Annotated in this window: 18 protein-coding genes; 11 read left to right on the top strand and 7 right to left on the bottom strand. The window is 74.4% G+C overall.

The genetic code is table 11. The features are described from left to right. Nucleotides 1–65 precede the first annotated feature (65 nt). The 3 genes from ACR9E3_RS09505 to ACR9E3_RS09515 form a co-directional block, all read right to left on the bottom strand. A complete protein-coding gene (locus ACR9E3_RS09505) occupies nucleotides 66–725 on the bottom strand; it encodes an RNA polymerase sigma factor (protein WP_460379988.1) in 660 nt (219 codons plus the stop codon). After that, nucleotides 722–1,315 carry a DUF4328 domain-containing protein gene (locus tag ACR9E3_RS09510; protein ID WP_460379989.1) on the bottom strand — a complete coding sequence of 198 codons (594 nt, stop codon included), beginning with the start codon at nucleotides 1,313–1,315 and terminating at the stop codon, nucleotides 722–724. Before ACR9E3_RS09510 ends, ACR9E3_RS09505 begins: the two co-directional genes overlap by 4 nt. A gap of 143 nt (nucleotides 1,316–1,458) precedes the next feature. After that, on the bottom strand, nucleotides 1,459–1,767 hold the full coding sequence (locus ACR9E3_RS09515) for a hypothetical protein (protein ID WP_460379990.1): 309 nt from the start codon (nucleotides 1,765–1,767) through the stop codon (nucleotides 1,459–1,461). Between the two features lie 161 nt (nucleotides 1,768–1,928). Here ACR9E3_RS09515 and ACR9E3_RS09520 point away from each other — a divergent pair, with 161 nt between their 5' ends. Then, nucleotides 1,929–2,450: a hypothetical protein gene (locus ACR9E3_RS09520; RefSeq protein WP_460379991.1), complete on the top strand. Its 522-nt coding sequence runs from the start codon at nucleotides 1,929–1,931 to the stop codon at nucleotides 2,448–2,450. Nucleotides 2,451–2,457: 7 nt separating this feature from the next. On the opposite strand, the gene ACR9E3_RS09525 is transcribed toward ACR9E3_RS09520, so the two are convergent. Next, complete coding sequence (locus tag ACR9E3_RS09525; RefSeq protein ID WP_460379993.1) at nucleotides 2,458–6,612, bottom strand: nSTAND1 domain-containing NTPase; 4,155 nt, start codon at nucleotides 6,610–6,612, stop codon at nucleotides 2,458–2,460. 129 nt (nucleotides 6,613–6,741) lie between these two features. On the opposite strand from ACR9E3_RS09525, the gene ACR9E3_RS09530 reads away from it, so the two are divergent. Next, nucleotides 6,742–6,969 (top strand): hypothetical protein, encoded by a 228-nt coding sequence (locus ACR9E3_RS09530; protein WP_460379994.1) that lies wholly within the window; start codon nucleotides 6,742–6,744, stop codon nucleotides 6,967–6,969. A gap of 33 nt (nucleotides 6,970–7,002) precedes the next feature. Here ACR9E3_RS09530 and ACR9E3_RS09535 read toward each other — a convergent pair whose 3' ends face one another. After that, the gene (locus tag ACR9E3_RS09535) at nucleotides 7,003–7,389 is read right to left on the bottom strand and encodes a DUF4189 domain-containing protein (RefSeq protein WP_460379995.1); all 387 of its coding nucleotides are present in this window, start codon (nucleotides 7,387–7,389) and stop codon (nucleotides 7,003–7,005) included. A gap of 312 nt (nucleotides 7,390–7,701) precedes the next feature. On the opposite strand from ACR9E3_RS09535, the gene ACR9E3_RS09540 reads away from it, so the two are divergent. Further along, nucleotides 7,702–9,363 carry a glycoside hydrolase family 28 protein gene (locus tag ACR9E3_RS09540; RefSeq protein WP_460379996.1) on the top strand — a complete coding sequence of 554 codons (1,662 nt, stop codon included), beginning with the start codon at nucleotides 7,702–7,704 and terminating at the stop codon, nucleotides 9,361–9,363. A 57-nt stretch (nucleotides 9,364–9,420) separates the two neighbouring features. On the opposite strand, the gene ACR9E3_RS09545 is transcribed toward ACR9E3_RS09540, so the two are convergent. Further along, on the bottom strand, nucleotides 9,421–12,690 hold the full coding sequence (locus tag ACR9E3_RS09545) for an arabinosyltransferase domain-containing protein (RefSeq protein ID WP_460379997.1): 3,270 nt from the start codon (nucleotides 12,688–12,690) through the stop codon (nucleotides 9,421–9,423). A gap of 261 nt (nucleotides 12,691–12,951) precedes the next feature. On the opposite strand from ACR9E3_RS09545, the gene ACR9E3_RS09550 reads away from it, so the two are divergent. The 3 genes from ACR9E3_RS09550 (at nucleotide 12,952) to ACR9E3_RS09560 (ending at nucleotide 16,632) form a co-directional block, all read left to right on the top strand. Then, a complete protein-coding gene (locus ACR9E3_RS09550; RefSeq protein WP_460379998.1) occupies nucleotides 12,952–14,610 on the top strand; it encodes a molybdopterin-dependent oxidoreductase in 1,659 nt (552 codons plus the stop codon). A gap of 205 nt (nucleotides 14,611–14,815) precedes the next feature. Then, nucleotides 14,816–15,658 (top strand): class I SAM-dependent methyltransferase, encoded by an 843-nt coding sequence (locus tag ACR9E3_RS09555; protein WP_460379999.1) that lies wholly within the window; start codon nucleotides 14,816–14,818, stop codon nucleotides 15,656–15,658. Then, entirely contained in the window at nucleotides 15,655–16,632 is a 978-nt protein-coding gene (locus ACR9E3_RS09560; protein WP_460380000.1) for a phytanoyl-CoA dioxygenase family protein, read from the top strand. The genes ACR9E3_RS09555 and ACR9E3_RS09560 overlap by 4 nt, the downstream gene beginning before the upstream one ends. A 240-nt stretch (nucleotides 16,633–16,872) precedes the next feature. On the opposite strand, the gene ACR9E3_RS09565 is transcribed toward ACR9E3_RS09560, so the two are convergent. Next, nucleotides 16,873–17,487: a TetR/AcrR family transcriptional regulator gene (locus ACR9E3_RS09565; RefSeq protein ID WP_460380001.1), complete on the bottom strand. Its 615-nt coding sequence runs from the start codon at nucleotides 17,485–17,487 to the stop codon at nucleotides 16,873–16,875. Nucleotides 17,488–17,738: 251 nt separating this feature from the next. Here ACR9E3_RS09565 and ACR9E3_RS09570 point away from each other — a divergent pair, with 251 nt between their 5' ends. From ACR9E3_RS09570 to ACR9E3_RS09590, 5 genes are read left to right on the top strand one after another with little or no spacing between them, the layout of a single operon-like run. Beyond that, complete coding sequence (locus ACR9E3_RS09570) at nucleotides 17,739–19,394, top strand: MFS transporter (RefSeq protein WP_460380002.1); 1,656 nt, start codon at nucleotides 17,739–17,741, stop codon at nucleotides 19,392–19,394. A 5-nt stretch (nucleotides 19,395–19,399) separates the two neighbouring features. After that, nucleotides 19,400–20,569: a cytochrome P450 gene (locus ACR9E3_RS09575; protein WP_460380004.1), complete on the top strand. Its 1,170-nt coding sequence runs from the start codon at nucleotides 19,400–19,402 to the stop codon at nucleotides 20,567–20,569. Then, the gene (locus ACR9E3_RS09580) at nucleotides 20,566–20,775 is read left to right on the top strand and encodes a ferredoxin (RefSeq protein WP_460380005.1); all 210 of its coding nucleotides are present in this window, start codon (nucleotides 20,566–20,568) and stop codon (nucleotides 20,773–20,775) included. The genes ACR9E3_RS09575 and ACR9E3_RS09580 overlap by 4 nt, the downstream gene beginning before the upstream one ends. Then, the gene (locus ACR9E3_RS09585; RefSeq protein ID WP_460380006.1) at nucleotides 20,772–21,764 is read left to right on the top strand and encodes a phosphotriesterase family protein; all 993 of its coding nucleotides are present in this window, start codon (nucleotides 20,772–20,774) and stop codon (nucleotides 21,762–21,764) included. Before ACR9E3_RS09580 ends, ACR9E3_RS09585 begins: the two co-directional genes overlap by 4 nt. Then, nucleotides 21,764–22,717: a phosphotriesterase family protein gene (locus ACR9E3_RS09590; protein WP_460380007.1), complete on the top strand. Its 954-nt coding sequence runs from the start codon at nucleotides 21,764–21,766 to the stop codon at nucleotides 22,715–22,717. Before ACR9E3_RS09585 ends, ACR9E3_RS09590 begins: the two co-directional genes overlap by 1 nt. The last annotated feature ends 2 nt before the right edge of the window (nucleotides 22,718–22,719 follow it).

Here is a 22,719-nt window from a genome sequence, read left to right on the forward strand (position 1 = left end):
CCCACCCGCGACGACGGGACGGATTCTCACCCGACGTGACGCGGAGCGACAGCGCATCCAGTTGATCAGCCCGCGTCGCGCAGGGTGCCCAGCTCCGGGTCGTCCTTCAACCGGCGCAGGGCGACGAAGCGGTGCTTCTTGGCGGTGCCGAGGGCGATGTCGAGCTCGGCCGCCGCCTGCGCCAGGGTCAGGCCCCGGATGTCGACCAGCTCGACGAGGTCCCGCTGCCGTGGCGGCAGTCCAGCGAGGGCCCGCGCCACGACGAGGTGGAACAGAACCGGGTCCTCGAACGGGGCGGTGGGTTCGGTGGGGTGGACGGCGGCGTCCGGGTCGTCCTCGCGTCGGGTGCGCTCGCGCCCGGCTCGCTCGGCGACCGTGATCGCCTGCTTGCGGATCGCCCCGTGGAGGTAGGCGCGCTCCCCGCCGGGTTCCCTCACGGTCGGCGGGTTCTGGCAGACCTTGCGCATGACCTCCTGCAGGAGGTCCTCGGCGGCTCCGTGGTCGCGTCCGAGCAGGGAGCGGGCGAAGCGCAGGAGCCCGGTCCGTTCCCGGCGGTAGACGTCGATCATCGCGGCCAGCCGCGCGTCGGCGCCCACTCCGATGCGCACGACCCCGGGGCGTCCGTCCCGATCGACCGCGAGTCCGCCGTCGCGGGGGAGCCAGGTGAGGTCGAATCCGCGCAGGAGGGCCGCGAGCTCGTCGAGGACCAAGGTCGGGTGCCTCACCGGACGGCCGGCATGATCGAGGGACTCTGGTTCTGCCGGGTCGAGATGCGGTGCACGACGAGGACCAGCAACCCGCCGGCCACCACCTCCATCACCGCGCCGAGGATCTGGAGACCGGTCGCCGTCGTCGCGCCACCCCCGGCTCGGTAGGAGGTCGCGGCGACGTTGAGGGCGGCCGCGACCAGGACGCTGGTCCACCACAGCGCCACCTCGGTCGGACCGCGCCGGTCCGGCCCGCTCGAGCGCCACACGTCGGCGACGACGAGCGGCACGAGGACCAGATTGCCCAGCGGCACGAACCAGGCGCCGATCGACCAGGCCCGGGCCCACCGCGGCGACGGGCCCGGCACGTGATCGGCGTTCGTCCGGGCGACGAAGAGCCACCCCAGCACGACGACACCGGCAACCACGACCAGGGCCGTGGCCAGCAGCACCCCGACGATCGCGGTCTGGATGCGCTCGATGCCCTCGGCTCCGCCGACCGAACGGCCGACCGTGTCGAACGTCAGGGCGCTCAGCACGAGGACGACACCGCGCACGACTGCCGCGACGGCGATCGCGAACGACGCGGCGACCCCCCACCGTCGCACCGACCGGCCGGCGGTCGTACCTCTTCCGGGTTGCTGTGTTCCTCCGACGACTGCCGTGTCAGACATGGGGGTCCCTTCCTCCGGGAGGTGATCCGTCGTCGCCTCGATGAGGAGGACCAGCCGGGGTCGAGAAAGGTTGGGGGTCACGTCGCCGAGCGGCGCAGGGCGGCGTGGAGGGCCGCCCACCGGTGCTCGTCCCGCGGAGGGTGTCGGCAGAGGGTGCGCATGACGTCCAGGACGGTGGCGTCGAGGGCGCGCCCGGAGTCGAGGTGGCTCCGGACGTGGGCCCGGATGTCGAGGTGCTCCCGGCGCCAGAACTCCAGCAGGCCGTCCAACCGCGCCGTCAGTTCGGCACCCGAGGCCGTCGAGTCGGGCCCGTGTGGCGCATCAGGCAGCCACTGCGGGTCGAAGCGGCGCAGGGCGCACCGGAGCCGGGCGTCATCGTCGTCCATCGGTCTCTTCCTCCCAGCGGGCCGGCGTCGCCGGCAGGTCGGGGAGGGGACGACCCGGGCCCGCTGATCGTTGGGAGGGACCCAACCGCGCGCAGCCCGATCCGCGTCCTCCTCGGCGACGCGGCCGGGCTGATGCCGGCCGGTGACGTGAGGAGCCACGCGTGGAGGAGCAGGGAGCAATCCTGGGGATCGTCATCGTGCTCGGGTTCGCGCTGTGCGTCGCGATCGGGCTGACCCAGGTCGGCCGCGAGGGGCCGGACACGTTCGTCGGCGACCAGCCGGCCACCTCCCACGCGACCATCTGCAACTCCAGCCGCGGCGCCGCGGCCGGATGCGGGCCGGACACGCGCGAGACCACGCTGCGGTGGACCGTCGGCGCCGGCGGCACGGCGCGCACGCGGCTCTCGGACTGGTACGACGGTCGGCCGGAGGAATTCGGGAGGATCTTCGGCACGCTCGCGCTCGACGGGGACGACGAGTGTCCGGCGTCGGTCCGCTGGACCGTCACGCCCCTCCCGGCGGGGCCTGTCTCGTCCGGTGGCCCGTTGCGCGGCGAGGACGAGGTCGACACGGCCCGGCTGCCGGTGCCACCGGGGACGACGGAACTGGCCGTCGAGCTCCGCCGTGACGACACCGCGCCGTGCCCGGCGACGGTGGTCTGGGAGCGGGCCAGTCTGGAGTGAGGCGTGCTCAGTCCTGGTGGCAGGGCGCGGTCGTGTCGGCCCCCGCGGGGAGGAGTGCGACCTCCGCCGGGGTGAAGGAACGGTCCTGGGTCCCGCAGAGATGGTCACGCCACACATCGGCGTCGAGGGGGAGGACGTCGACGTCGCCGATGTGGTCGTCGGCCCAGGTTCCGCGGGAGATCGGCGTCTGGTCGGACGTGTCGTTGAGCTCGAGCTGTCCCCGCGGGCGCAGGTCGGTGGACGACCAGAACTGCAGCGCGGGAGAGCCGGTCGACACGATGGTCACGAGGTCTCCGGCGGCGTCGGTCCCGAGGAGCTGGGAGCCGTCGGGGAGCCCCGCGGGAGGCGCCAGCGGGCGCATCGTCGACCGGTCGTACAGGTTGATCGTGCTGGGCTGCTGCACCGTCGCGAACCGGTCCCCGACGGCGACGAACGAGAGCGGGCCGAGGTCGAGCGGCAGGGTCGTCGTCGTGCTGTCGGCACGGCCGAAGGTCCGGAACGTGATGGTGTCGGTGTCGCGGTAGGCGACGGTGTCACCGGCCGGATCACCGAGCTGGACCGAGCCGTTGTTCCGGTCGAGGGCGGTGATCTCGTCCTCGTCGGTGGTGAGGGTGACCGGCGGGCCCTGGAGCCCGTGGCTCTGCGTCGACCACCAGGACAGGACCCCGCCCGAGAGCGTCACGAGCCGGTCGGCGGTCCGGGCGAGGGCCAGGGCACGTGTCTCCCGGGGTTCGGGTCGTCCGCCGGCCCCGGCGGCGTCGAGCTCGTAGACGCCGGTCGGCGTCAGCGCGGGCAGGGTGAAGTCGAGCAGGCGACGCCCGCCGGACCCGTCGACGGCGAGCACGTAGCCGGAGTCGGTGCGGTACCCGCGGTACACCTGCTCGTCGGGGCGCAGCCCGGCCCCGGCGCGGGTCAGACGCCCGATCACCTGCCCGGTGTCGGGGACGACGGTCCGGGCGAGTTCGTCGCCGGTCTGTTCCAGCAAGCCGTAGGACCCGCCGTCGCCGACCGAGGCCGCGCCGATCTGGCCCCCTGCTTCGGGGCCCCGCCACGCCGGGGTGCTCACCGGAGCCAGGATGTCGAGCATCGAGCCGTCGACGAGCACGGCACGGTCGCCGTGCACGGACAGCAGGCCCGTGCTCCGCGGCGTCTCGACCAGGTTCTCGCTCGTGTACTCCGGGGAGAGGGCGTCGCCGGCGGCGAGGCGGCTCGACCGCGGGGCCGTCGCCGAGGTGCGCTGCCCCGTGACGACGTCGAGGAACTGCACCCCGTGGTTCCCGGTCCGATCCGTCCCGACGTCCAACCACGCCACGTGCCGCCCGTCCGCGGTGATCATGGTGTCGCCGGCCGTGCAGCCCAACGAGAACCCCGCCGGCTCGACCTGCCGGACGACGGCGCCCGACGCGGAGTCGGAGATGGTCAGCGTGCTGCGGCCCAGCGCACCCTCCTGCTGGCGACACTCGACCAGGAGACGACCCCGGTCCGCCACGACGGCAGCCGGTGACACCGGGGCGAGGACGGCACCCGTGCGCACGTCACGAACGGTCGTCCCGCCTCCCTGGGGGGTCTTCGCCCTCACCAGGACCCGGGTCGGGTCAGCGGTGGCGACGACGACCACGGAGGACTCCGGCAGCGCCAGCAGCGGCGTCACGGTCCCGCTCTCGAGATCGACGAGCTGGGTGAGTGAGCCCCCGGGGACGCTCGAGGAGATGACGAGGTGGAATCCGTCGGGTGTCGTCGTGGCGCCCGTCAAGGGACCCGGCAGCGCCCGGGGCGGGCCGGGGCGGGTCCGATCCCAGACCTGCATGGTGCCGTCCGGGTCGAACAGCACGACGAACCGTCCGCGCCCGGCGACGGTCAGAGGGCGGACGCGGGCGGTCACGCCGGGCACCGGGGTGAAGGTCGGGTGTCCGGTGGCGAGGCCGTCGACGAGCAGGGCGGACTCGGCCGTGCCCACCACCGCGACGTCCGTGGACGGGTCCTCGTCGACGGTCAGGCCGCGCTCCGGCGGGCCCGACCCGTCCGGGAGCGCGACGACCGAGCTCGTCGATCGCCGGGTGAGGTAGGCCTGCCCGAGGGCGCTGCGGGCGTCGGCGTCGTCCGGGTCCGCGGCGTCGGCAGCGAGCGCCAGCTGCACGGCGGTCTGTGGGTCGCTGGCGAGCCTGGCGCGGGAGAGCTGCGCGAGGGAGCGGGCGTTGGCGGCGGCGAGCGCGGTGCGCAGGCTGCCGTTGGTCCGGCTCACCACGATCGTGAGCACGCTGGCCACGAGGGCGAGCGCGACGACGGCCGCCACCGCGCCGTAGCGCAGACGGCGGTCCCGACGGTGCCGCTGCTCGCTCGCGGCGATGAATTCCCGTTCCGCGGGCTCGAGCTCGCCGCCGTGCTGCCGGACCCACCCTTGCGCGGCCTCCAGCTCGGGGCCGCGCAGCAGGAGGGCAGGTCCGGGCGCCTGGGTCCACCGCCCGACGTCGGCGCGCAGCTGAGTCCGCCACCGCAAGAAGTCGGCGTCCTCGACGAGCCAGCCGCGGAGCCGTGGCCAGCGGTCGATCAGTGCCTGGTGGGCGAGTTCGGCGACCTCGCCGCTGGGGCCGGGGCCGATGGTCACGAGGCGTGCCGCGGCGAGCCGGTCGATCGCCTCGCGCCGTCCAGCGCCCATCTCGGCCACCGGAGCGGCCCGCCGCACGAAGCCGCCCTCGGTGGCGGTGGCCATGGCGATCAGGGCACCCTGCGCCGCGGCCTGGTCGGTCTCTCCGAGGGACTGCCAGGCCTGCTCCGCGCCCGTCACCAGAGCGCCCTCGACGCCGCCGAGCTCCCGGTAGTCGGCCAGGGTGATCCGGCCGCTGCGCGCGGACGCCCACAACTGGGTCAGCAGGGCCGCGACGAGCGGGAGTCGCCCCGGTTCGTCGCGCGCGTCCTCGACGACGGTGTCGACGACGACGGCGTCGAACGAGGCCCCCGGCACGCGGGCTGCCGGCTCCGCCACCGCCGACCGGAGATCGGCGGGGCCGAGCTGGGTGACCGCCAGGGCGGAGCGTTGCAGTTCGGCCAGGGCCGCCGATCCGGGAAGATCGTCGAACGTGGCCCATCGTGCCGTGGTCGCGATCCACACCCCGGCCCCGGCGAGCGCGACGATCAGTTCGACGGCCGTCCCGAGAGGACCGAGCTCCTCGAGCTGGTCGACCACCAGGAGCAGGTCGGCCCCGTCCACCGAACCGACCGCGGACCGCGGTGTGTCGATGACGTGTGCCAGGCGGGGCACCCAGGGCGCACCGTCCGGGAGCCCGGCGTCGAGAGCCGTGGCGAAGGCGGCGACGACGGCCTCGGGGGAGTCGGCCGCGGCGAGGCGGACGGGGCGTTCGTCGCGGCCGAGTCGCCGGGCGGCCGGGACGATCCCGGCGGCCAGCAGCGAGGACTTCCCCGACCCTGAGCCCCCGGCGAGGACGAGCAGCCCCCGGTCGATCAACGAGGTGATCCCTGAGGCGATCTCGCGGTCGCGGCCGAAGAAGAACTCCGCGTCGTCCACGCCGAAGGGCGCCACGCCCTGGTACGGATTGGCCACCAGCTCTGGCGCCGCGGCGAGGACCTGGTCGATCGGCAGCGCGTACGCGCCGCCGTCCCCGGAGAGATCGGCCGCGACCGCCATGGCGACCACGGCGTTCCGCTCGAGGTCCCACACCGGGGCGCCGCTGAATCCGGGGCCTACGAACTCCGTCCCGGTGGCGACCAGCTGGAGCCATCCGCTGGCCTGACGGGCGCGGAATTCGCCCGACGCCCAGGCACCCTCCTCGCGGTCCGGCGGAAAGCCGACGCTCCGGAAGGTCTTCCCCCACCCCTGCCGGTCGCGGCGTACCGGTGGGATCGGGATGTCCACGGGTTCGTCGAGACGCAGGAGGGCGACGTCGCCGGAGCCGTCGGGTGCGGGCGGCGCCCAACGCAGCACCGTCGCGGTCCGCGCCGGTCGGCCGGGCGCCAACGGCAGTTCCACCGGGAACGCCGAGGTCGGAGGGCTGTCCGGCACGTCGTCGAGGCCGGCGGCTTCGGCGATCACGTGCGCGCAGGTCGCGATCACGGTCGGGGTGAGGAGCATGCCGGCGCCCACCGCGAATCCGGACCGGGCGAAGCGCACCACCGAGCTGCCGTCAACGACGCCCGGGTGATCCACGGGCGGGAGTCTGACACGGTCGGGGCGCTCGGCGGCCTGCCTCGACGACCTGACCGCGCGGTGCGATCGGTCCCAACCATCCGGGTCTCTCGGGCGGTCCTCCCCGGCACCAGACCGCGGAGGTGGCCGATGACGACCTGGACGAAACTGCTGCTGCTGGCGATCGCCGTCGTCGTCGCCGTCCTGATCGTGGGCGTTGCCCTCTACCTGGACAGCCGCCGCTCCCCGTACCGACCGTCCGGCGGCCCGCCGTCGCCGGTCGTGCGGGCCGCCGCGCTCTTCATCATCGTGACGATCTACAACGGGTTGTGGTTCGGCGTCGTCCAGCTGCTCCACGCCCTGTTCGGTCCCTTCTGACCCGGCGCGCCGTCTCCTCTGCGTGATGCCGGGTCACGCGTGGTCGCCGCTGCAGACCCACGCGATCAGGTGCGCCCCGCGTCCGGCGTAGGAGGCAGCGACACGGTCCGCGTCGTACCGGGAGCGGCCGTACGCCCAGCCCCACCGGCCCGAGGACGCCTGCATCAGGGACGCGCAGCCGTTGGCCACCTCGACCGCGGCCGCGCAGCTCCGTACCGCGCAGTCGGACCGCGCGCCGTCGGCGGCGGAGCCCGAGGTGGCCTGGTCCCAGGCGACCCCGGCGCGGCCGGTCTCCATGCTGACGGCGATGGCGGCCCACGGACCGGAAGCGGTCTCCGCAGCAGCCGTGCCCGCCGAACCCAGCGACACCAGGGCGGCGAGTGCTCCTGCCAGGACGACGGAGGTGGTGTGACGGCGCATGGCGTGTCCCTTCCGCGCAGTGGAGCGGCGTCGTGTCGGTCCGATGCGGGGAGGACCGGACGGGACAGCGGAAGGTTGGGTGTCCGCCGAGGTCGTCCTCCGGGACGCCCGCAGTGCGGTCCCCGGGGCCGTCGCCGGGGGCGGGGGATGCCGGTTCACGGCGCGGACCTCGTCGTCGGCGCTGACCCCCGCCGGACCTGACCGTGGCCACAGTGCCGAACTGATCGACGCGCTCACCCGTACTCCTCACGAGCGACCGGTGGTGATGTCCCAGCTCGCCGCATCGTCGCCAGATCGTCAGGAGCCGATCCCGTGGATGCCACACCCCGCCGGCGCCGCTGGTTCCTCGGGGTGGCGACGACGGGTCTGGGCCTGGCGGGGTTGTCGCGGAGCGGGGCCGGGCACTCGGACGTGGCCATCCCGGCGGGCGTGTTCTCCGTGCACCTCTTCGGTGCCCGAGGCGACGGCACCACCCGCGACACCGCGGCGATCCAGGCCGCGATCGACGCGGCGTCCGCGAGCGGGGGCGGGATCGTGGCCTTCCCCGGCGGGACGTACCTCTCCGGGACGATCTTCCTGCGGAGCCGCGTCACGCTGCACCTCGGGCCGGGTGCGGTCCTGCTCGGCAGCCCCGACGTCGCGGACTACCCGGCGAGGGCCTTCCCGGCCCGGGACCTGGACGTCGGGGGGTACGAGGTCTGGGCGCTGGTCCATGCCGAGGACGCCGAGCAGATCGCGATCGAGGGCGACGGCGTCGTCGACGGCAACGGTCGGCACTTCCCGAGGTCGACGGTCACCGATCCCGACGTCGCGACGAGACCGCGCCCGCGCCTGATCTTCTTCAAGAACTGCCGCTCGGTGCGGCTGCGCGACGTGACCCTGCGCGAGTCGGGGCTGTGGACGGTGCACCTGGCGATGTGCGACACGGTGCGCATCAGCGGGCTGCGCGTGACGTCCACGTTCCACCTCAACCAGGACGGGATCGTGCTCGACAGCTGCGTGGACGCGACGGTCAGCGACTGCTCGGTGGACACCGAGGACGACGCCGTCGTGCTGAAGAGCTCCTTCCCGCGCGCGTGCAGCCACGTGACGATCACGAACTGCGTGCTGCGGTCGCGGTGCGCCGGCCTGAAGTTCGGGACGCAGTCGCTGGGTGGCTTCCGCGGCGTCGCGATATCGAACCTCGTGCTGCACGACTGCCGGCTCGGGGGGTTGAAGTTCCAGACCGTGGACGGTGGCGATCTCGAGGACGTGACGGTGCGCGACGTCGTGATGCACGACGTCGCGGCGCCGCTGTCCTTCCGCCGAGGGGCACGGGGCTTCGACTTCGGTTTTCCCGACGTCCAGCGCCCCCGTCCGGTCGGCGCGCTGCGCCACGTGCTGGTCAGCCAGGTCCGGGCGATGCTCGCGGCGGATGCCGGCCGGGACGGCCGGACCATGAGCATCGCCGGCCTCCCCGGACACCCGGTGGAGGACGTGACGCTCGAGAACGTCGACATCACCGTCCCGGGCGGCGGCACGCTCGCCGAAGCGCGCCGCGGCGAGGTCCCCGAGCGGGAGGGTGCCTACCCCGAGCACACCATGTTCGGCGTGCTGCCCGCGCACGGCCTGTGGGTGCGCCACGCCGCGCGGCTCACCCTGCGCGACGTCCGTGTCGGCGTCGTCGCTCCCGACGCGCGTGCAGGCCTGGTCTGCGACGACGTGGACGACCTCGACGTCGTCGGGCTCCGGGCGGCGACGTCCGGCCCGGAGCCGGTGGTGCGTCTGCGCGGGACGCGCGACGCCCGGGTGCAGGGGTGTCGGCCCGGGTCGGGGGAGGTCTTCGTCCGCGTCGAGGGTCAGCACAGCGCCGACATCGCCGTGGTCGGGAACGACCTGCGCGCCGTCCAGGTGCCGGTCGCCGCGTCGGACGGGTTCGCCGGCCGGGTGACGCGGACGGGCAACGTGGCACCGGGCGCCGCGAGTGGCCCGTGACCCGGGCGGCGCGGTGCGGTGGTCAGCGAGCGCGCCCGACCTGCCCTCCCCGGGAGGTCACGGGCTGAAGACGGTGCGGGGTTCGCGGACCGGGGCGGGGTCGCCGTCGGTGCCCGCGACACGGGTGGTGGTCGCGCGCACGTCGTAGGCGTCGCGCCCGAGGTCGCCGTAGTCGGGCACCATCAGGCGACCCCACACCCGTCCCGGTTCACCGGCGAGACGGGTGTCGGCCTCGTCCAGGACCCCGCTCTCCGTCACCCCGGCGAAGCTGCCTCCGGCGTCGAGGGCGGTCGGCAGACCGGCCCCGCCGCCGGTCCACACCTCGGGGACGACATCGCCCGGAGCGCCGTCGTCGAGGAGGCGACCGCCGACCGGGTCCTCGGGTCCGGATGGGGCGAGGATCAGTGCCCCGGGGGTCGTCGCGAGCCCGCGCCCGACGGCCGCGAGGTTCCCGACGCACGGCCACGCCAGCGCGAGCGTCCAGTCGACCAGCACGCCACCGCGATCGCTCAGGTAGTCGGTGATCGGGGTGACGTCGACGATCCGCGGGCCGGTGACCGCGACCCAGCCGCGGTCGTCGGTACGGTCGTCGCGCGCGACCACGCGGACGCGGTCGGCGCCGGCCGGGATGTCGGCCGGGGCCACGGTGAGGGTGCGCCAGGTGGAGATGTCGCGGAAGCGGTCCTGCAGGTCGGCGCGCTGCGGGTCGGGAGCGAACCCCCGGTAGCCGCGCTCGGGGGCCGGTGCCTCGACCAGGCGACGGGCGCCCCGGGCGGCGGGGTCGTCGGCGGTGTCCGGGCCCGACCCGCCGTACTCGAGGGTCACCGATGCCCCGTCGTCGGTCCGCCCCGCCACCGAGAGCGCCAGTTCCTGCCCCTCGCGCGTCGGCGGGAGCACGAACCACGGGCTGGTGAGGACGCCGACGCCGGTCGGTCCCACGTCCTTCGACCCCCACGCGTAGGTGTCGTCGCGCGCGCCGTCCTCCTGTCCCGGTCGGATCGGCGGCGGGTCGGCCCAGCCGCCTCCGGCGGTGAAGCCGTCGAGGTCGGTGGTGGCGTCGGACCCGTTCTGCGGCGCGAGGGGCCCACCGTTCGCGGTGGTGAGGACCTCGACGCGGTCCTGCAGAGCACACGCCGCTCGCGCGCCCGGATCGCGGGCGGCCGCGACGTTGGCGGCGCCGAGCGACCATCCACCGGCCGGCGGAGCGGCGGCGACGGCGAACGAGCCGGCGAGAACGCTGATCGAGGTTGCCGCCGCGAGCACCGGCAGCACCGCCGGGGCGACCGCGCATGCGACGGCCGATCCGTGCGACGCGAGCCCAGCACGTCGGCGCCACGCGGTCACGGCCGCGGTGATGGCGGCGGTCGCCGCGCCGGCGCCGGCGAGCCAGAGCAGCGGCGAATCGAAGGGCGTCACCGGGGTCGTCGCCCACGGCATGTGCGCGTTCGAGTACCCCCACCAGGCGTTCGGTCCCGAGAACGCCGCCGTCGCCGCCGCGACCACGGCGAGCGCGGTCCCGGCACCCACGGCGAGCAGGACCCGGTCGCGCTCCGGCCGGGCGGGGGCGAGACGGGCGAACGCGACGACGACCGCCACCAGGGAGACGGCGCCGAAGCCGGCGAGCGCGCCGAAGTGGTGCGACCACTTCGACGGTGTCACCGCCAGCAGCGCGAGACCGCCGGGACCGAGGAGCAGCAGGACCGGCTCGCCGGTGTGCGGGCCGAGCGCCGCGCGACCGCGGCGGGCCAGGAGCGCCACGGCGGCCACGGACGTGGCCAGCAGCAGCAGGACCGGCAGGCGCTTGCCGGCGGAGCCCCAACTGTCCTGGCCGAGCAGGTAGCTGTAGCGCAACCACTCGGCGTACCAGGGCTGGCTCGGTCCGAACTGCTGGTGGATCGAGGTCGCGACCAGCAGCCCGTGCCACGACTGGCGCGCGAAGACGACGACGACCGCGACCGCGCCCACACCGGCCGTCGCGGCGAGGACGGCCGCGAGCCGCCCGGCGGCCGCCGGGCCCGTATGCCCGCCGCGGGCCAGCCGCGAGAGGCGGGGCAGGGTGAGCAGGAACGGCGCCAGCCCGAGTAGCCCCGAGGGGGCGACCGTCACCGTCACCGCCGCCACGCCACCCCCGAGGCCCAGCAGCGGCAGCGGATGGCGGGCGTCCGCGCGCACCGCCCGCAGGACGAGCACGAGGACGGCGGTCACCCCGGCCGCGACGAACGGCTCCGGTCGCGTCCCGAGGTCGTAGGGCAGCCACCAGACACCGAGCGCCACGACGGTCAGGAGTCGGATACCGAGGGCGTGTCCGGCTCGCTGCCCGAGCGCCGGCAGCACGCCACGGGTCACGAGGAACCACAGCGCGATCCCGGCGAACACGCTGGGCAGCCGCAGGGTGAGCGCGTCGACGCCACGGTCGACCACCAGGCTCACCAGCAACTGGCTCGTCGCGAACGGTGCCTCGGACGCGTCGAACCAGCGCACGTAGTTGCCGACCGGACCCCCGTCGGCGGCGGCCCGCGCGATGAGCGCGGCGAAGCCGTCGTCGTCGGTCATCGGGCCCACCACCGACCACCACGCGAGGGCCACCACCACACCCATGTCGGTCGCGGCGAGCGCCCAGCTGCGCGGGCGGCGCAGGGCCGCCAGGCCCCGGCCCGTCGCGCCGCGCACCCGGGCGACGACCGGGGCCCCACGAGGGCGGTTCGGCGTGGCGGGGTCGACGGTCCCGAGCACCGCGAGGAGCAGGAGCGCGAATCCGGCCAGCCCGAACTGCAGCGCGACCAGGGCGGACTTCTCCGGCGTCCGGGCGTTGTCGAACCACGAGGGGGTGCGCGCCTGCACGGAGAGACCGTCGGCCGCGGCGCCGCGGAGGTCGGTGACGATCGCGAAGACCTCGGGGACCGGGTCGCCCGGCCGGTCCACGGCCGGGCGACCGTCGAACGAGGCCCGCACCCCGTCGGCGTCCGCGTCGACGCGCAGCGTGCAGTCCCCGTCCGGCACCGCGAGTGCGTCCGCGCGGCCCCCGGCCAGCAGCGTCGTGGTGCCGTCCACCGTGCGGACCGCGAGCCCGGAGGCGGAGCCGGTCGTCGTGGTCGCGAGCACCGTGGTCCCGTCGGTCGCCCGCGCCGCGTCCCGCAGGGTCGTGCACGGGACCTCGGCCCGCAGCTGGGCGGGTCGGTACGGCACGAGGAATGCCGTCGTCGACACCGGAGGGGAGCCGGCCGACGGCCAGCTGACGGTGGAGGTGGTGGCCTCCACGGGGGCAACGGCGACGAGACCGGCGACCACCGTCGCGGCGAGGCCGACGACGACCGTGGCCCCGACCACGAGGCGACGCCCGCGGTCGCCTCTCGCTCCGCGTCCGGACGAGATCGGTGCCGCCCCGTCCCGATCCGCCGACTGCTCGGCAGGACGGACCAGTGAGGTTGCGGTCACACGGGCATCTTCGTTCCGCCACTCGGACGTGGATCGTACCGGGGCTCTGCTGTGCCGTTCGGCCGTGCTCAGCGGCGGCGTGCGCGCGGCGGGCGGTGTGCCGACGGGTGACGGGCGTGAACTCGCCGGGGGCCCGGGCGCGTATGCCGGGGCGTGCCGACCTCGACGGACGACCCGGTCCCCACCACGGCGGCGCGGCTGGAGCCGCGTCCGGCCGCGCTCTGCGGGCTCCTGGCCCTCGGCGCGGCGCTCGCGGTCGGCGACCTCGTGGCCGGCCTGCTCTCGCCGGCGTCGTCGCCGGTGCTCGCGGTGGGCGGTCAGGTCATCCGCCTCACCCCGGAATGGCTCAAGGCGTTCGCGATCGCCACGTTCGGTGTGTACGACAAGACGGCGCTGCTGGTGGGCATGGCCGTCGTCCTCGTCCTCGTGGCCGTCGCGGCGGGGCTGGCGAGCCGCCGGAGCGGGACACCGGGCGCGATCGTCGTCGTCCTGCTCGGCGCCGCCGCCATCGCCTCGGCCACGGCCGCTCCGACGTTCTCGACCGCCGACCTGGTCGCCCCGCTCGCCACCCTCGTCGCCGGGCTCGCCGTCTGGATCGGCCTGCACCGACTCGCGATGCGCCGCGCCGCCGCTCCGCCGGACGCCGCGGAGGAGGGTCCCGACCCGGACGGCCGCACCGGAGACGTGGCGGAGGGGGTCGGGGACCAGCCCACCGTTCACCGCGCCGGACCGATGGGGACGCGCGGCGCGGCGCGGCGCCGGTTCCTGCTCGGGGTCACCGGCGTGGCGGCGGGAGCCGGGGTGGCGGCGGTGGCCGGCCGGTGGCTGGCGGCGACGGGCGGGGCGGAGGCCTCGCGGGCGACCGCCGGCGCCCTCCCCGGCGGTCCGGCGCGTCCGCTCGACCTCACCGGCGCGGACTTCGCCGCGCAGGGGACGCCGACGTGGCTGACCCCGAACAGCGCGTTCTACCGCATCGACACGGCCCTGCAGGTCCCGCAGCTCACGGCCCGCGACTACGCGCTGCGCATCCACGGCCTGGTGGACCGCGAGCTGCGCCTGTCCTACGACGACCTGCGCGCCCGCCGCCTCGTCGAGGCGCCGATCACGATGACCTGCGTGTCCAACGAGGTCGGCGGTTCGCTGATCTCGAACGCCGTCTTCCTCGGCGTGCCACTGGCCGATCTGCTCGCCGAGGCCGGCGTCCGGCCGCAGGCCGAGCAGATCGCCTCCACCAGCGTCGACGGCTTCACCACCGGCACCCCGATCGCCGCGGTGACCGACGGCCGCGCGGCCATGCTCGCGGTCGCCATGAACGGCGAGCCGCTGCCGGTGGAGCACGGATTCCCCGTGCGCATGGTCGTTCCCGGCCTCTACGGATTCGTCTCCGGGTGCAAGTGGCTCACCGACATGGAGCTCACGACCTTCGCCGAGTTCACCTCTTACTGGGAGCAGCGGGGGTGGGCCGAGCAGGCTCCGGTGAAGACGCAGTCACGCGTCGACGTCCCCCGGGCAGGCAGCAGCGTGCTCTCCGGCCGGGTGACCGTCGCCGGCGTCGCTTGGGCCCAGCACACCGGTGTCGCGCGGGTGGAGGTCCGTGCCGACGCCGGCGCCTGGCAGGACGCCGAGCTCGCCCGCGACGTCTCGATCGACACCTGGCGCATGTGGCGCACCGACCTCGACCTGGCTCCGGGGGCCCACCGCCTTCAGGTCCGCGCCACCGACCGCGGCGGCGACACCCAGGTCGCCACACCCAGCCTCACCATCCCCGACGGCGCCACCGGATGGCACACCGTCGAGATCACCGCGATCTGACGGGACGTGCTCGGTCCACGTCGGCGGACACGTCGTGACCGGTCAGCCTCGACGCCCTCTCGCCGGCTTGTCCACCAGGACGCCTCGTCGTCCGGGCGGCGACGGTGTCTGCTGGCCGCGCGGAGCGGCCCGCGCGGTGGCATCGTCGGGTCGACCCGGGTGTCGCGCACCACGCGGAGTCGCCGGTCGGAGAGGACGGCGTCGCGTGGACGTGGGGACGACGGACACCGAGGCGCGCAGCCTCGTCCATTGGGCCGAGACCGGGCGGCGGGGGATGGAGGCCTTCTACGCCCTCGCCATCGAGGACTACCGGCAGATGGTCGTGGCACGCGATTGGGCTGCGGACCTGCGTGGGCACGCCGGGGGCGACGCCGAGGTCCGGGTGCTCGACGTCGCCTGTGGCAGCGGGAAGTTCCCCGCGGAGCTGGTGCGACGCGGGCTGGCGGACCGGGTCGGCGGGTGTTCGGTCGGGGTCGACCTGCTCGACCCGTCCGCGTTCTCGATCTCCGAGGCGCGTTCGGTGCTCGGCCCGCCGTTCGTGGTCCGCGGGGAGCACGAGGTCCGCCTGCAGGACCTCCCTCCCTCGGTGGGTGGGTTCGACGTGGCGTGGGCGACGCACGCGCTCTATGCGATCCCGGCCGGGCAGCTCGACGCGGCCCTCGCCCGCATGGTCGCCGCGCTCCGCCCCGGCGGGTTCGGGACCGTGGTCCAGGCGACCACCGCGTCGCACTACCTGCGCTTCGCCGGCCTGTTCAGGGACTCCTTCGCGCCCGCGTCGACGCCGTTCTCGACCGCCGAGCAGGTGGCCGATGCCCTGGGTCGCGCGGGTGTCCGGCCGAGGGTCGAGCCGATCGAGTACACCGTCGCCTCCGACGACCGCGCCACCGTCGAGGGATTCCTGCAGCGCTGCGTGTTCGAGGACTCGGTCCCGCTCGACGCGATGGAGGCCGACGCGATGGTGGGCGCCTACCTCGCGGAGTGCCGCACCGACGGCGGCTACACCTTCACCCAGCACGTCCACGTCATCACCTGGGAGGTGGCGGCGTGAGCGCCGTGAACGACCGGCTCTCCGACGCCACCGGCGCCGGGGCCTCCACCGACGTCTCGGCCGCCTGGGACTCCGACAACGAGTCGTGGTGGGACTGGTACATGACGCTGGCCGAGCGGCAGGACGGCGACGGCGACCTGGTCGAGGTGCCCGTCCCGGATCCCGGGCCGCTCCCGGACGAGGCCGAGGTGATCGCGCAGCTTGCCGAGCCCTACCCGCTCGACGACGCGTCGGTCGCCGCGTTCGCGATCGACGGTTTCGTCCGACTGTCCGGGGTGATCACGCCCGGGGCCGCCGAGGTCCTGCGCCGGCGGCTGGCGGCCATGCTCACCGACCGGTCGAGCGCCTCGGGGCTGCGCAGCCGCGAGATGATGTGGCTCGAGGACGACCTCGTGCGGGCCGCGGTGCTCTCCCCTCGGATCGGGTCCATCAGCGCCGCCCTGCTCGGCGTCGACGCGCTGCGGCTCTACCACGACAGCGCGCTGTGCAAGGAGCCCGGCGGCGGCCGCACCCCCTGGCACGAGGACGCGCACCACTTCCCGCTCGACAGCCACGACGTCGTCTCCACCTGGATGCCCCTGCAGGCCGTGCCCGCGGCGATGGGGCCGCTCGCGTTCGCCCGCGGGATGCACGCCCGCGACGTCGTCGCCGAGCTGCCGTTCGACAAGCACGGCACGTCGTTCGACCGGCAGGTCTCCCGGGCGTTCGCCGCCGCGGGTGTCGAGGTGGTCGAGGAGCCGTTCGCGCTCGGCGACGTCAGCTTCCACTCCACGCTGTGCTTCCACACCGCCGGCGCCAACCGCTCCACCCGGCCGCGCATGGTGCTGGGGGCGACTTACTACGCGGACGGTGCCCGCATCATCGACGCTCCCACGATGGTCAGTGGCGACTGGCGACTGTTCGTCCCCGGCACCGAGCCCGGTGAGCGCGCCGCAAGCTCCCGCAACCCGCTGCTGGAGCTCGCCCGGGCGTAGCCTCGTCGCCCCCGGCCGATCGGCGCCGTGATCCGGCTGACGTCGAGAGCCTCGGCGCGGAAGAGCAGCGTCGCGTGCCCGACGTGGATGGTGTCTCCGTCGGAGAGTTGCCGGGAGACGAAGGCGTCGGAGAGCGCGAAGTGGGCGTCTCCGGCCGCGCTGAGGGCGCCCGAGCGGCTGATCTCGGCGTTGGCTTCAACGCCGGCGGGTCGTCCGCGAGGCCACACACGGCTGAGCATCTCAGAGGTCGTCGGAGAGCAGCTTCCACCAGCTGTCGGTCAGGACCTCGATCATGATGTCGAGCTCGGCCCGATCGCGTCCCCGGGCCCAGCTCCGGGCGACGTGGTCGAGCTGGGCGAACGCGAGCACGCCCCGCATGTGGCGTGACGTCTTGTCGAAGCGACCGGCGGCGTCGAGACCCTCTTCGATGTCGCTGGCCACCTCCTCGATCCACTGGTCGACGAGTCCTCGCAGCTCGGGGTCGACCGCCGCCGCCTCGAAGGCGGCCACCGTGTAGGGCCGGATCGCGTCCCACTGCTTCGACCGTTCCACCAGCCAGGCCCCGATGGCATCGCGCGAGCCGTCGCGCACGGCGGCCACGAGGTCGCCCGCGGTGGACCCGTGGTCGGGCGAGCTGATGCGCTCGAGCATCTGGTTCAGCTCGGCGATGAGCTCTTTCACCAGGTCGCTGCGCGACGGGAAGTAGGAGTAGAAGGTCACCCGGGTCGTGCCGGCCGCGGTGGCGATGTCGTCGACCGTCGTCGCTGCGTAGCCCTTGGCCTCGAACGTCTCGAGCGCCGTCGTGAGCAGCAGGCGGCGGGTCATCTCCTTCTGCGCGGCACGCAGTCCCGCCATGTCAGTCGCTCCTCGCCGCGGCACGTGCGGCCGCCGGCTCGACGACCGCCCCTCCCAGTGTCATGCCGGCAACGATAGGTGACCGGTCGCTCGAGCCGACTCAACGTTGTGCCAGTTTTCTTGACATGACGTAAATCTAGCTGTCACTGTGCTCAGCAACGCCGTGACGGCTCCCACAGCCCTCCGGCCCGACCGCCTCCGTCCCACCGGATCGGCGACCACCCATGTCCGGACTCTCGAAGGGGAGAGCCATGCCACCGATCCAGGGGGCCGCGCAGCCCGGGACCACGCCGTCCCCGTCCGCGCCGGTGGGCCCTGCCCGGGTCACCGGGACCCTCGTCGCCGCATGCGTCGCCGTGCTGGTGGCGCAGGTCGCGAACGCCCTGCCCGCGTCCCTCAACGGGCTGTTCCAGTCCGACCTCGGCGCCACCGGGTCGCAGCTGACGTGGATCACCGCGGCCTTCATGATCGCGGTGGTCGTCTTCGAGCTGACCTTCGGCGTGCTCGGCGACCTCTTCGGCCGCCGCCGGCTCCAGGCCGCGGGTGGCGTGGTGCTCATCGCCGGCTCGCTGGTGTCCGCGCTCGCGCCGACGATCCACGTCCTCTGGGTGGGCGCGGCACTGAACGGCCTCGGCGCGGGAGCGCTCTTCCCGGCCTCGCTGGCGCTGGTGGCCGCGGTGACGCACACCCCGGAGGCGCGCGCCCGCGGCATCGCCCTGTGGGCCGGGTTCCTCTCCGCCGGTGCGGCGGTCTCGCCGCTGCTCGGCGGGGTGTTCGCCGAGGTCGGCACCTGGCGCGGGTCGTTCGCCATCGTCGCCGCGCTGGGGGCCGTCACGGTCCTCGTGACGCTGCTGCTCTCGGCCGAGTCGACGGCCCCCGAGGGTCGCGGCCTCGACATCCCGGGGCAGGTCACCTTCGCGGTCGGGCTGATCGCCGTCCTCTACGCGCTGGTCCAGGGCGCCGAGGACGGGTGGGGACGGCCGCACATCGTGGGCGCGCTCGTGGTGGGCGTCGCCTCCCTCGTCCTGTTCGTGGTCGTCGAGCGGCGGGCGGCGACCCCGCTGCTGCACCTCGACCTGTTCCGCAACCGGGCCTTCTCGGTGGCCTCGATCGTGACCGTCGTCGGGATGCTCGCGTTCCTCGGCTCGGCGTTCTCGTTCAGCATCTGGCTCGGCGCGGTCCAGCACCAGGCGCCCGCCCGGGTCGGCATCCCGCTGCTGCTCATCCAGGCGCCGGCGTTCCTCCTGATCCCGGTGATCTCGCGGCTGCTCGCGCGGGTCGCCGCCCGGTGGCTCCTCACCGGGGGGTTCGGGCTCATGGCCGCAGGAGCATGGCTCGCCTCCCGGCTCGACGTGCTGGACATGAGTCTGACGCCGATGGTGGCGCCCGCCCTGTGCATCGGCATCGGCTTCGCCCTGTCGGTCAGCTCGTTCACCGCCGTCGCGATCAACACCGTGCCGCTGCACCTCGCGGGCATGGCCAGCGCGACGACCAACCTGCTGCGTGACCTCGGCTTCGCCCTCGGTCCCATCGTCGTCGGCGCCGTGGCCCTGAGCACCGCCGCCGAGAATCTCGGCGCCGGGCTGTCGACCCTCTCCGCCGACCAGGCGGGCGTCGCCGCCGAGGTGTTCCGGGCGGGAGGCCCGCTCGCCGTCAACAGCCTGCCGCCGGGTGCTCCCGGCGGGGCGGCACAGCCGCTGGCCCTCACCGCGCTGGGCGCAGGCTTCCAGGCCGCGTTCCTGGTCTGCGCGATCGCCGCGGCGGCCGCCGCGCTCCTGACGCTGCTCGGCCTCTCCGCCCGCACCGGCGAGGGCGAGCCGTCCGGGGAGTCGCTGCACGACCCGCTCCACCCCGAGGCGCCCGGCGAGACCGACGACGCCCGCCGCCCCGACCGGATCACGAGGTGACCGCCATGACCGTCCCGACCGCCGACGTGGACCTCTTCGCCGACGAGGTCCTCCTCGACCCCTACCCCACCTACGCGCGGCTCCGCGAGCTCGGCGGCGTCGTCCACCTGCCGGCGAACGACGTCTACGCCCTGACCCGCTACGACGTCATCCGGACCGCCCTCGGCGACCCGGGGACGTTCTCCTCGAGCGCGATCGGCTTCAACCCGATGGTCAACGAGGCCCTGCAGGGAACATCGCTCGCCTCGGACCCGCCGGACCACGGTCGGCTGCGCGCGACGCTCACCCGCAACCTCACGCCTCGCGCCCTCCGCGGCCTGGAGGCGCACATCGACGCCGAAGCCGCCGCCCTGGTCGACGAGCTGGTGAGGCGGGGCTCCTTCGACGCCGTCGACGCCCTCGCCCGAGCCTTCCCGCTCGGGGTCGTCGCCGACCTCATCGGCTTCACCGGCGCGGTCCGCGACAACATGCTGCGCTGGGGCCAGGCCGCGATGCAGGTCATCGGCCCTCTCAACCAGCGGACCGCCGACAGCTTCCCGATCGCGGGCGAGCTCTACGCCTGGTGCTCCGGCGTCACGGCCGACGACCTCGCGCCGGGCTCGGTGGGGCGCGGGATCGTCGACGCCGAGGCGCGCGGCGACATCCCGTCCGGCACCGCCGGCCACATCATCCACCAGTACCTGGGCGCCGGCGTCGACACGACCGTCGCCGGGATCGGCAACATCGTCGCCCTGTTCGCCGCCCACCCCGAGCAGTTCGACCGGGTCCGGGCGGACCGCTCGCTCGTGCCGGCCGCCTTCGCCGAGGTGCTGCGGTTCTGGGCGCCCATCCACGCCTGGGGCCGTCGCGTGACCCGCGACGTCGAGATCGAGGGGACGACGGTGCCGGCCGGCGCCCAGGTCGCGATCCTGCTCGGGGCCGGCAACCGCGACCCGCGCCACTACGACGACCCCGACACCTTCCGAATCGAGCGCCACCCCGTCGACCACCTGTCCTTCGGCTACGGCCCGCACGGCTGCGCCGGGCAGGGCCTGGCCCGGCTCGAGGCGCACGCGGTGATCGGCGCGCTCGTCGAGCGGGTCGAGCGTCTGGTCGTCGGCGACGAGGTCCGCGTGCCGAGCAACATCACCCGCAGCATCGAGGTGCTCCCCGTCCTCGAGGTGGTGCCGGCATGAGGATCACCGCCGACCACGCCCGCTGCGAGGGCCACGGCCTGTGTGCCGACACCGCCCCCGACGTCTACGACCTCGACGACGACGCCGTCGTGGTCGTCCGCCACGAGGTCGTGCCGTCGGGCCTGGAGCGTGCCGCGGAGGCCGGTGCCCGTCTGTGCCCGGTCGCGGCGCTCCGGATCGAGAGAGAGGACCCCCGTCAGCGATGACCGGCACCGTCAACACCGTCCTCGGACCCGTACCGGCGCAGGAGCTGGGGGTCGTCTCGGTCCACGAGGCGCTCCTGTCCGTGGTCCCGGGCGCCGAGCACGCCTTCGACATCACGCTCGACCGTGCGGAGATCTTCGAGGTCCTGGCCGGCAAGCTGGGCGACTTCCGCCGCGCCGGCGGCACGACGATCGTCGACAGCACCGGGATGTTCCACGGCCGCGACATCCGGATGGCCGAGGCGCTGTCCCGCTCGACCGGCGTGCACATCGTCGCGTCCACGGGCATGGGCCCGGAAGAGATGCTCGGTGGCTACTTCCTGACCCCGCAGACCAACCCGCCGACCCCGTGGCCCGCCGAGCGGTTCGCCGAGCTGTTCACCCTCGAGGTCACCGAGGGCATGGCCGTCCCGCGCGTCGAGCGCCGGGGCGCCGCGGGTCTGGTCGCCACGACGGCCACCCGCGAGGGCATGACCGCCACCGACCAGAGCCTGGCCCAGGGCGCCGCCCGGACGGCGCTCGCCACCGGCGTCCCGCTGTCCCTGCGCTACGGCGCCGACGCCGTCGCCGACCTCGAGGTCGTGCTCGACGAGGGCCTGCCCAGCGACCGCGTGGTCATCGGGGGTCTCGACCGCCGCGACGCGGTGGCGGCCGGCGCGCCCCTGGCGGTCGCCCGTCGCGGCGCCTACGTCGCCCTCGACCACGTCGGCAGCGAGGACGGGACCCACATCGGCGACGACGAGCGCGTCGACCTGGTGCTCGAGCTGGTGGCGGCCGGGCACACGGGCCGCATCCTGCTCTCGGCCGACGCGATCGGCGTCGCCGTGGGCCTGCCCCATCGGGAGATCCCCTTCTCGCACGTCCTCGCCACGTTCGTCCCGCTCGCGCGGTCCCGGGGCCTCGACGAGCAGGACGCCCGACGCATCGTCGTCGACAACCCCCGCGACCTGCTCACCACGCGCCGCGCCGACGAGACCGGAGGGAAGGCCTGATGTCGAAGGTCAACACCGTGCTCGGCACGATCCCCGCCGAGGAGCTCGGCGTCGTGGCCGTCCACGAGCACATCGGCTACGGCATGCCCGGCTCCGAGCTGGACAGCACGTGGTGGAAGACGCCGGAGGAGCGGTACGCCGAGACCGTCCCGAAGCTGCGGGGGTTCCACGAGCTCGGCGGCGGCACGTTCGTCGACGTGACCGGGATCTGCAACGGCCGCGACGTCGACCACTATCGGTCCCTGTCGACGAAGACCGGCGTGCACATCGTCGCCTGCACCGGCTTCGTCGGCGGGGACACCGCCCTGCCGCACTTCGCCCGCGCCTCGGTGGACTATCTGGCCCGCCAGTTCGTCCACGAGATCACCGTGGGGATCGGCGGCACCGGCGCCAAGGCCGGCGTCATCAAGGTGGGGGTCAGTCGCGGCGGCCGGATGACCGAGCTGGACCAGCGCATCTACCGCGCGGCCGCACGCGCCGCCGTCGCCACGGGCGTGCCGATCCTGACTCACCTGGCCATCGACCCGGAGCCCGCCGTCGCGATCTTCGGTGAGGAGGGGCTCGCGCTGGACCGGGTCCTGTTCGGCCACGCCGACGACGGCCCGAACTCCTCGATCACGCCGCACGAGTGGCTGCTCGCCCGCGGCGGGCGCATCGGCTTCGACACCTTCGGCTACGAGACCGAGCTGCCCGACCCGCCGTTCTGGGCCCGCCCGCGCCAGGAACGTCTCGACCACTTCCTGAGCCTGCTGGAACGGGGCCACCTCGCTTCGCTCCTCGTCTCGGCCGACGCCAACTGCAGCCCGCTGGGCTGGCCGGGGGTGAAGGGCCACACCGTGAACTACCTGTTCGAGGACCTCATCCCCGACCTGCGCGCTGCCGGCGTGGACGACGCCACCGTCACGACGCTGCTGGTCGACAACCCCGCCGACTTCCTGACCATCCGGAACTGAGA

It is taken from the genome of Actinomycetospora sp. C-140 (assembly GCF_054796175.1).

What these genes read in the sequence shown, in the direction of transcription:
- ACR9E3_RS09515 (WP_460379990.1), bottom strand. Translation starts at nt 1,767, where the DNA reads ATGGACGACGATGACGCCCGGCTCCGGTGCGCCCTGCGCCGCTTCGAC.
- ACR9E3_RS09565 (WP_460380001.1), bottom strand. Translation starts at nt 17,487, where the DNA reads ATGGCGGGACTGCGTGCCGCGCAGAAGGAGATGACCCGCCGCCTGCTG.
- ACR9E3_RS09575 (WP_460380004.1), top strand. Translation starts at nt 19,400, where the DNA reads ATGACCGTCCCGACCGCCGACGTGGACCTCTTCGCCGACGAGGTCCTC.
- ACR9E3_RS09570 (WP_460380002.1), top strand. Translation starts at nt 17,739, where the DNA reads ATGCCACCGATCCAGGGGGCCGCGCAGCCCGGGACCACGCCGTCCCCG.
- ACR9E3_RS09580 (WP_460380005.1), top strand. Translation starts at nt 20,566, where the DNA reads ATGAGGATCACCGCCGACCACGCCCGCTGCGAGGGCCACGGCCTGTGT.
- ACR9E3_RS09585 (WP_460380006.1), top strand. Translation starts at nt 20,772, where the DNA reads ATGACCGGCACCGTCAACACCGTCCTCGGACCCGTACCGGCGCAGGAG.
- ACR9E3_RS09535 (WP_460379995.1), bottom strand. Translation starts at nt 7,389, where the DNA reads ATGCGCCGTCACACCACCTCCGTCGTCCTGGCAGGAGCACTCGCCGCC.
- ACR9E3_RS09530 (WP_460379994.1), top strand. Translation starts at nt 6,742, where the DNA reads ATGACGACCTGGACGAAACTGCTGCTGCTGGCGATCGCCGTCGTCGTC.
- ACR9E3_RS09590 (WP_460380007.1), top strand. Translation starts at nt 21,764, where the DNA reads ATGTCGAAGGTCAACACCGTGCTCGGCACGATCCCCGCCGAGGAGCTC.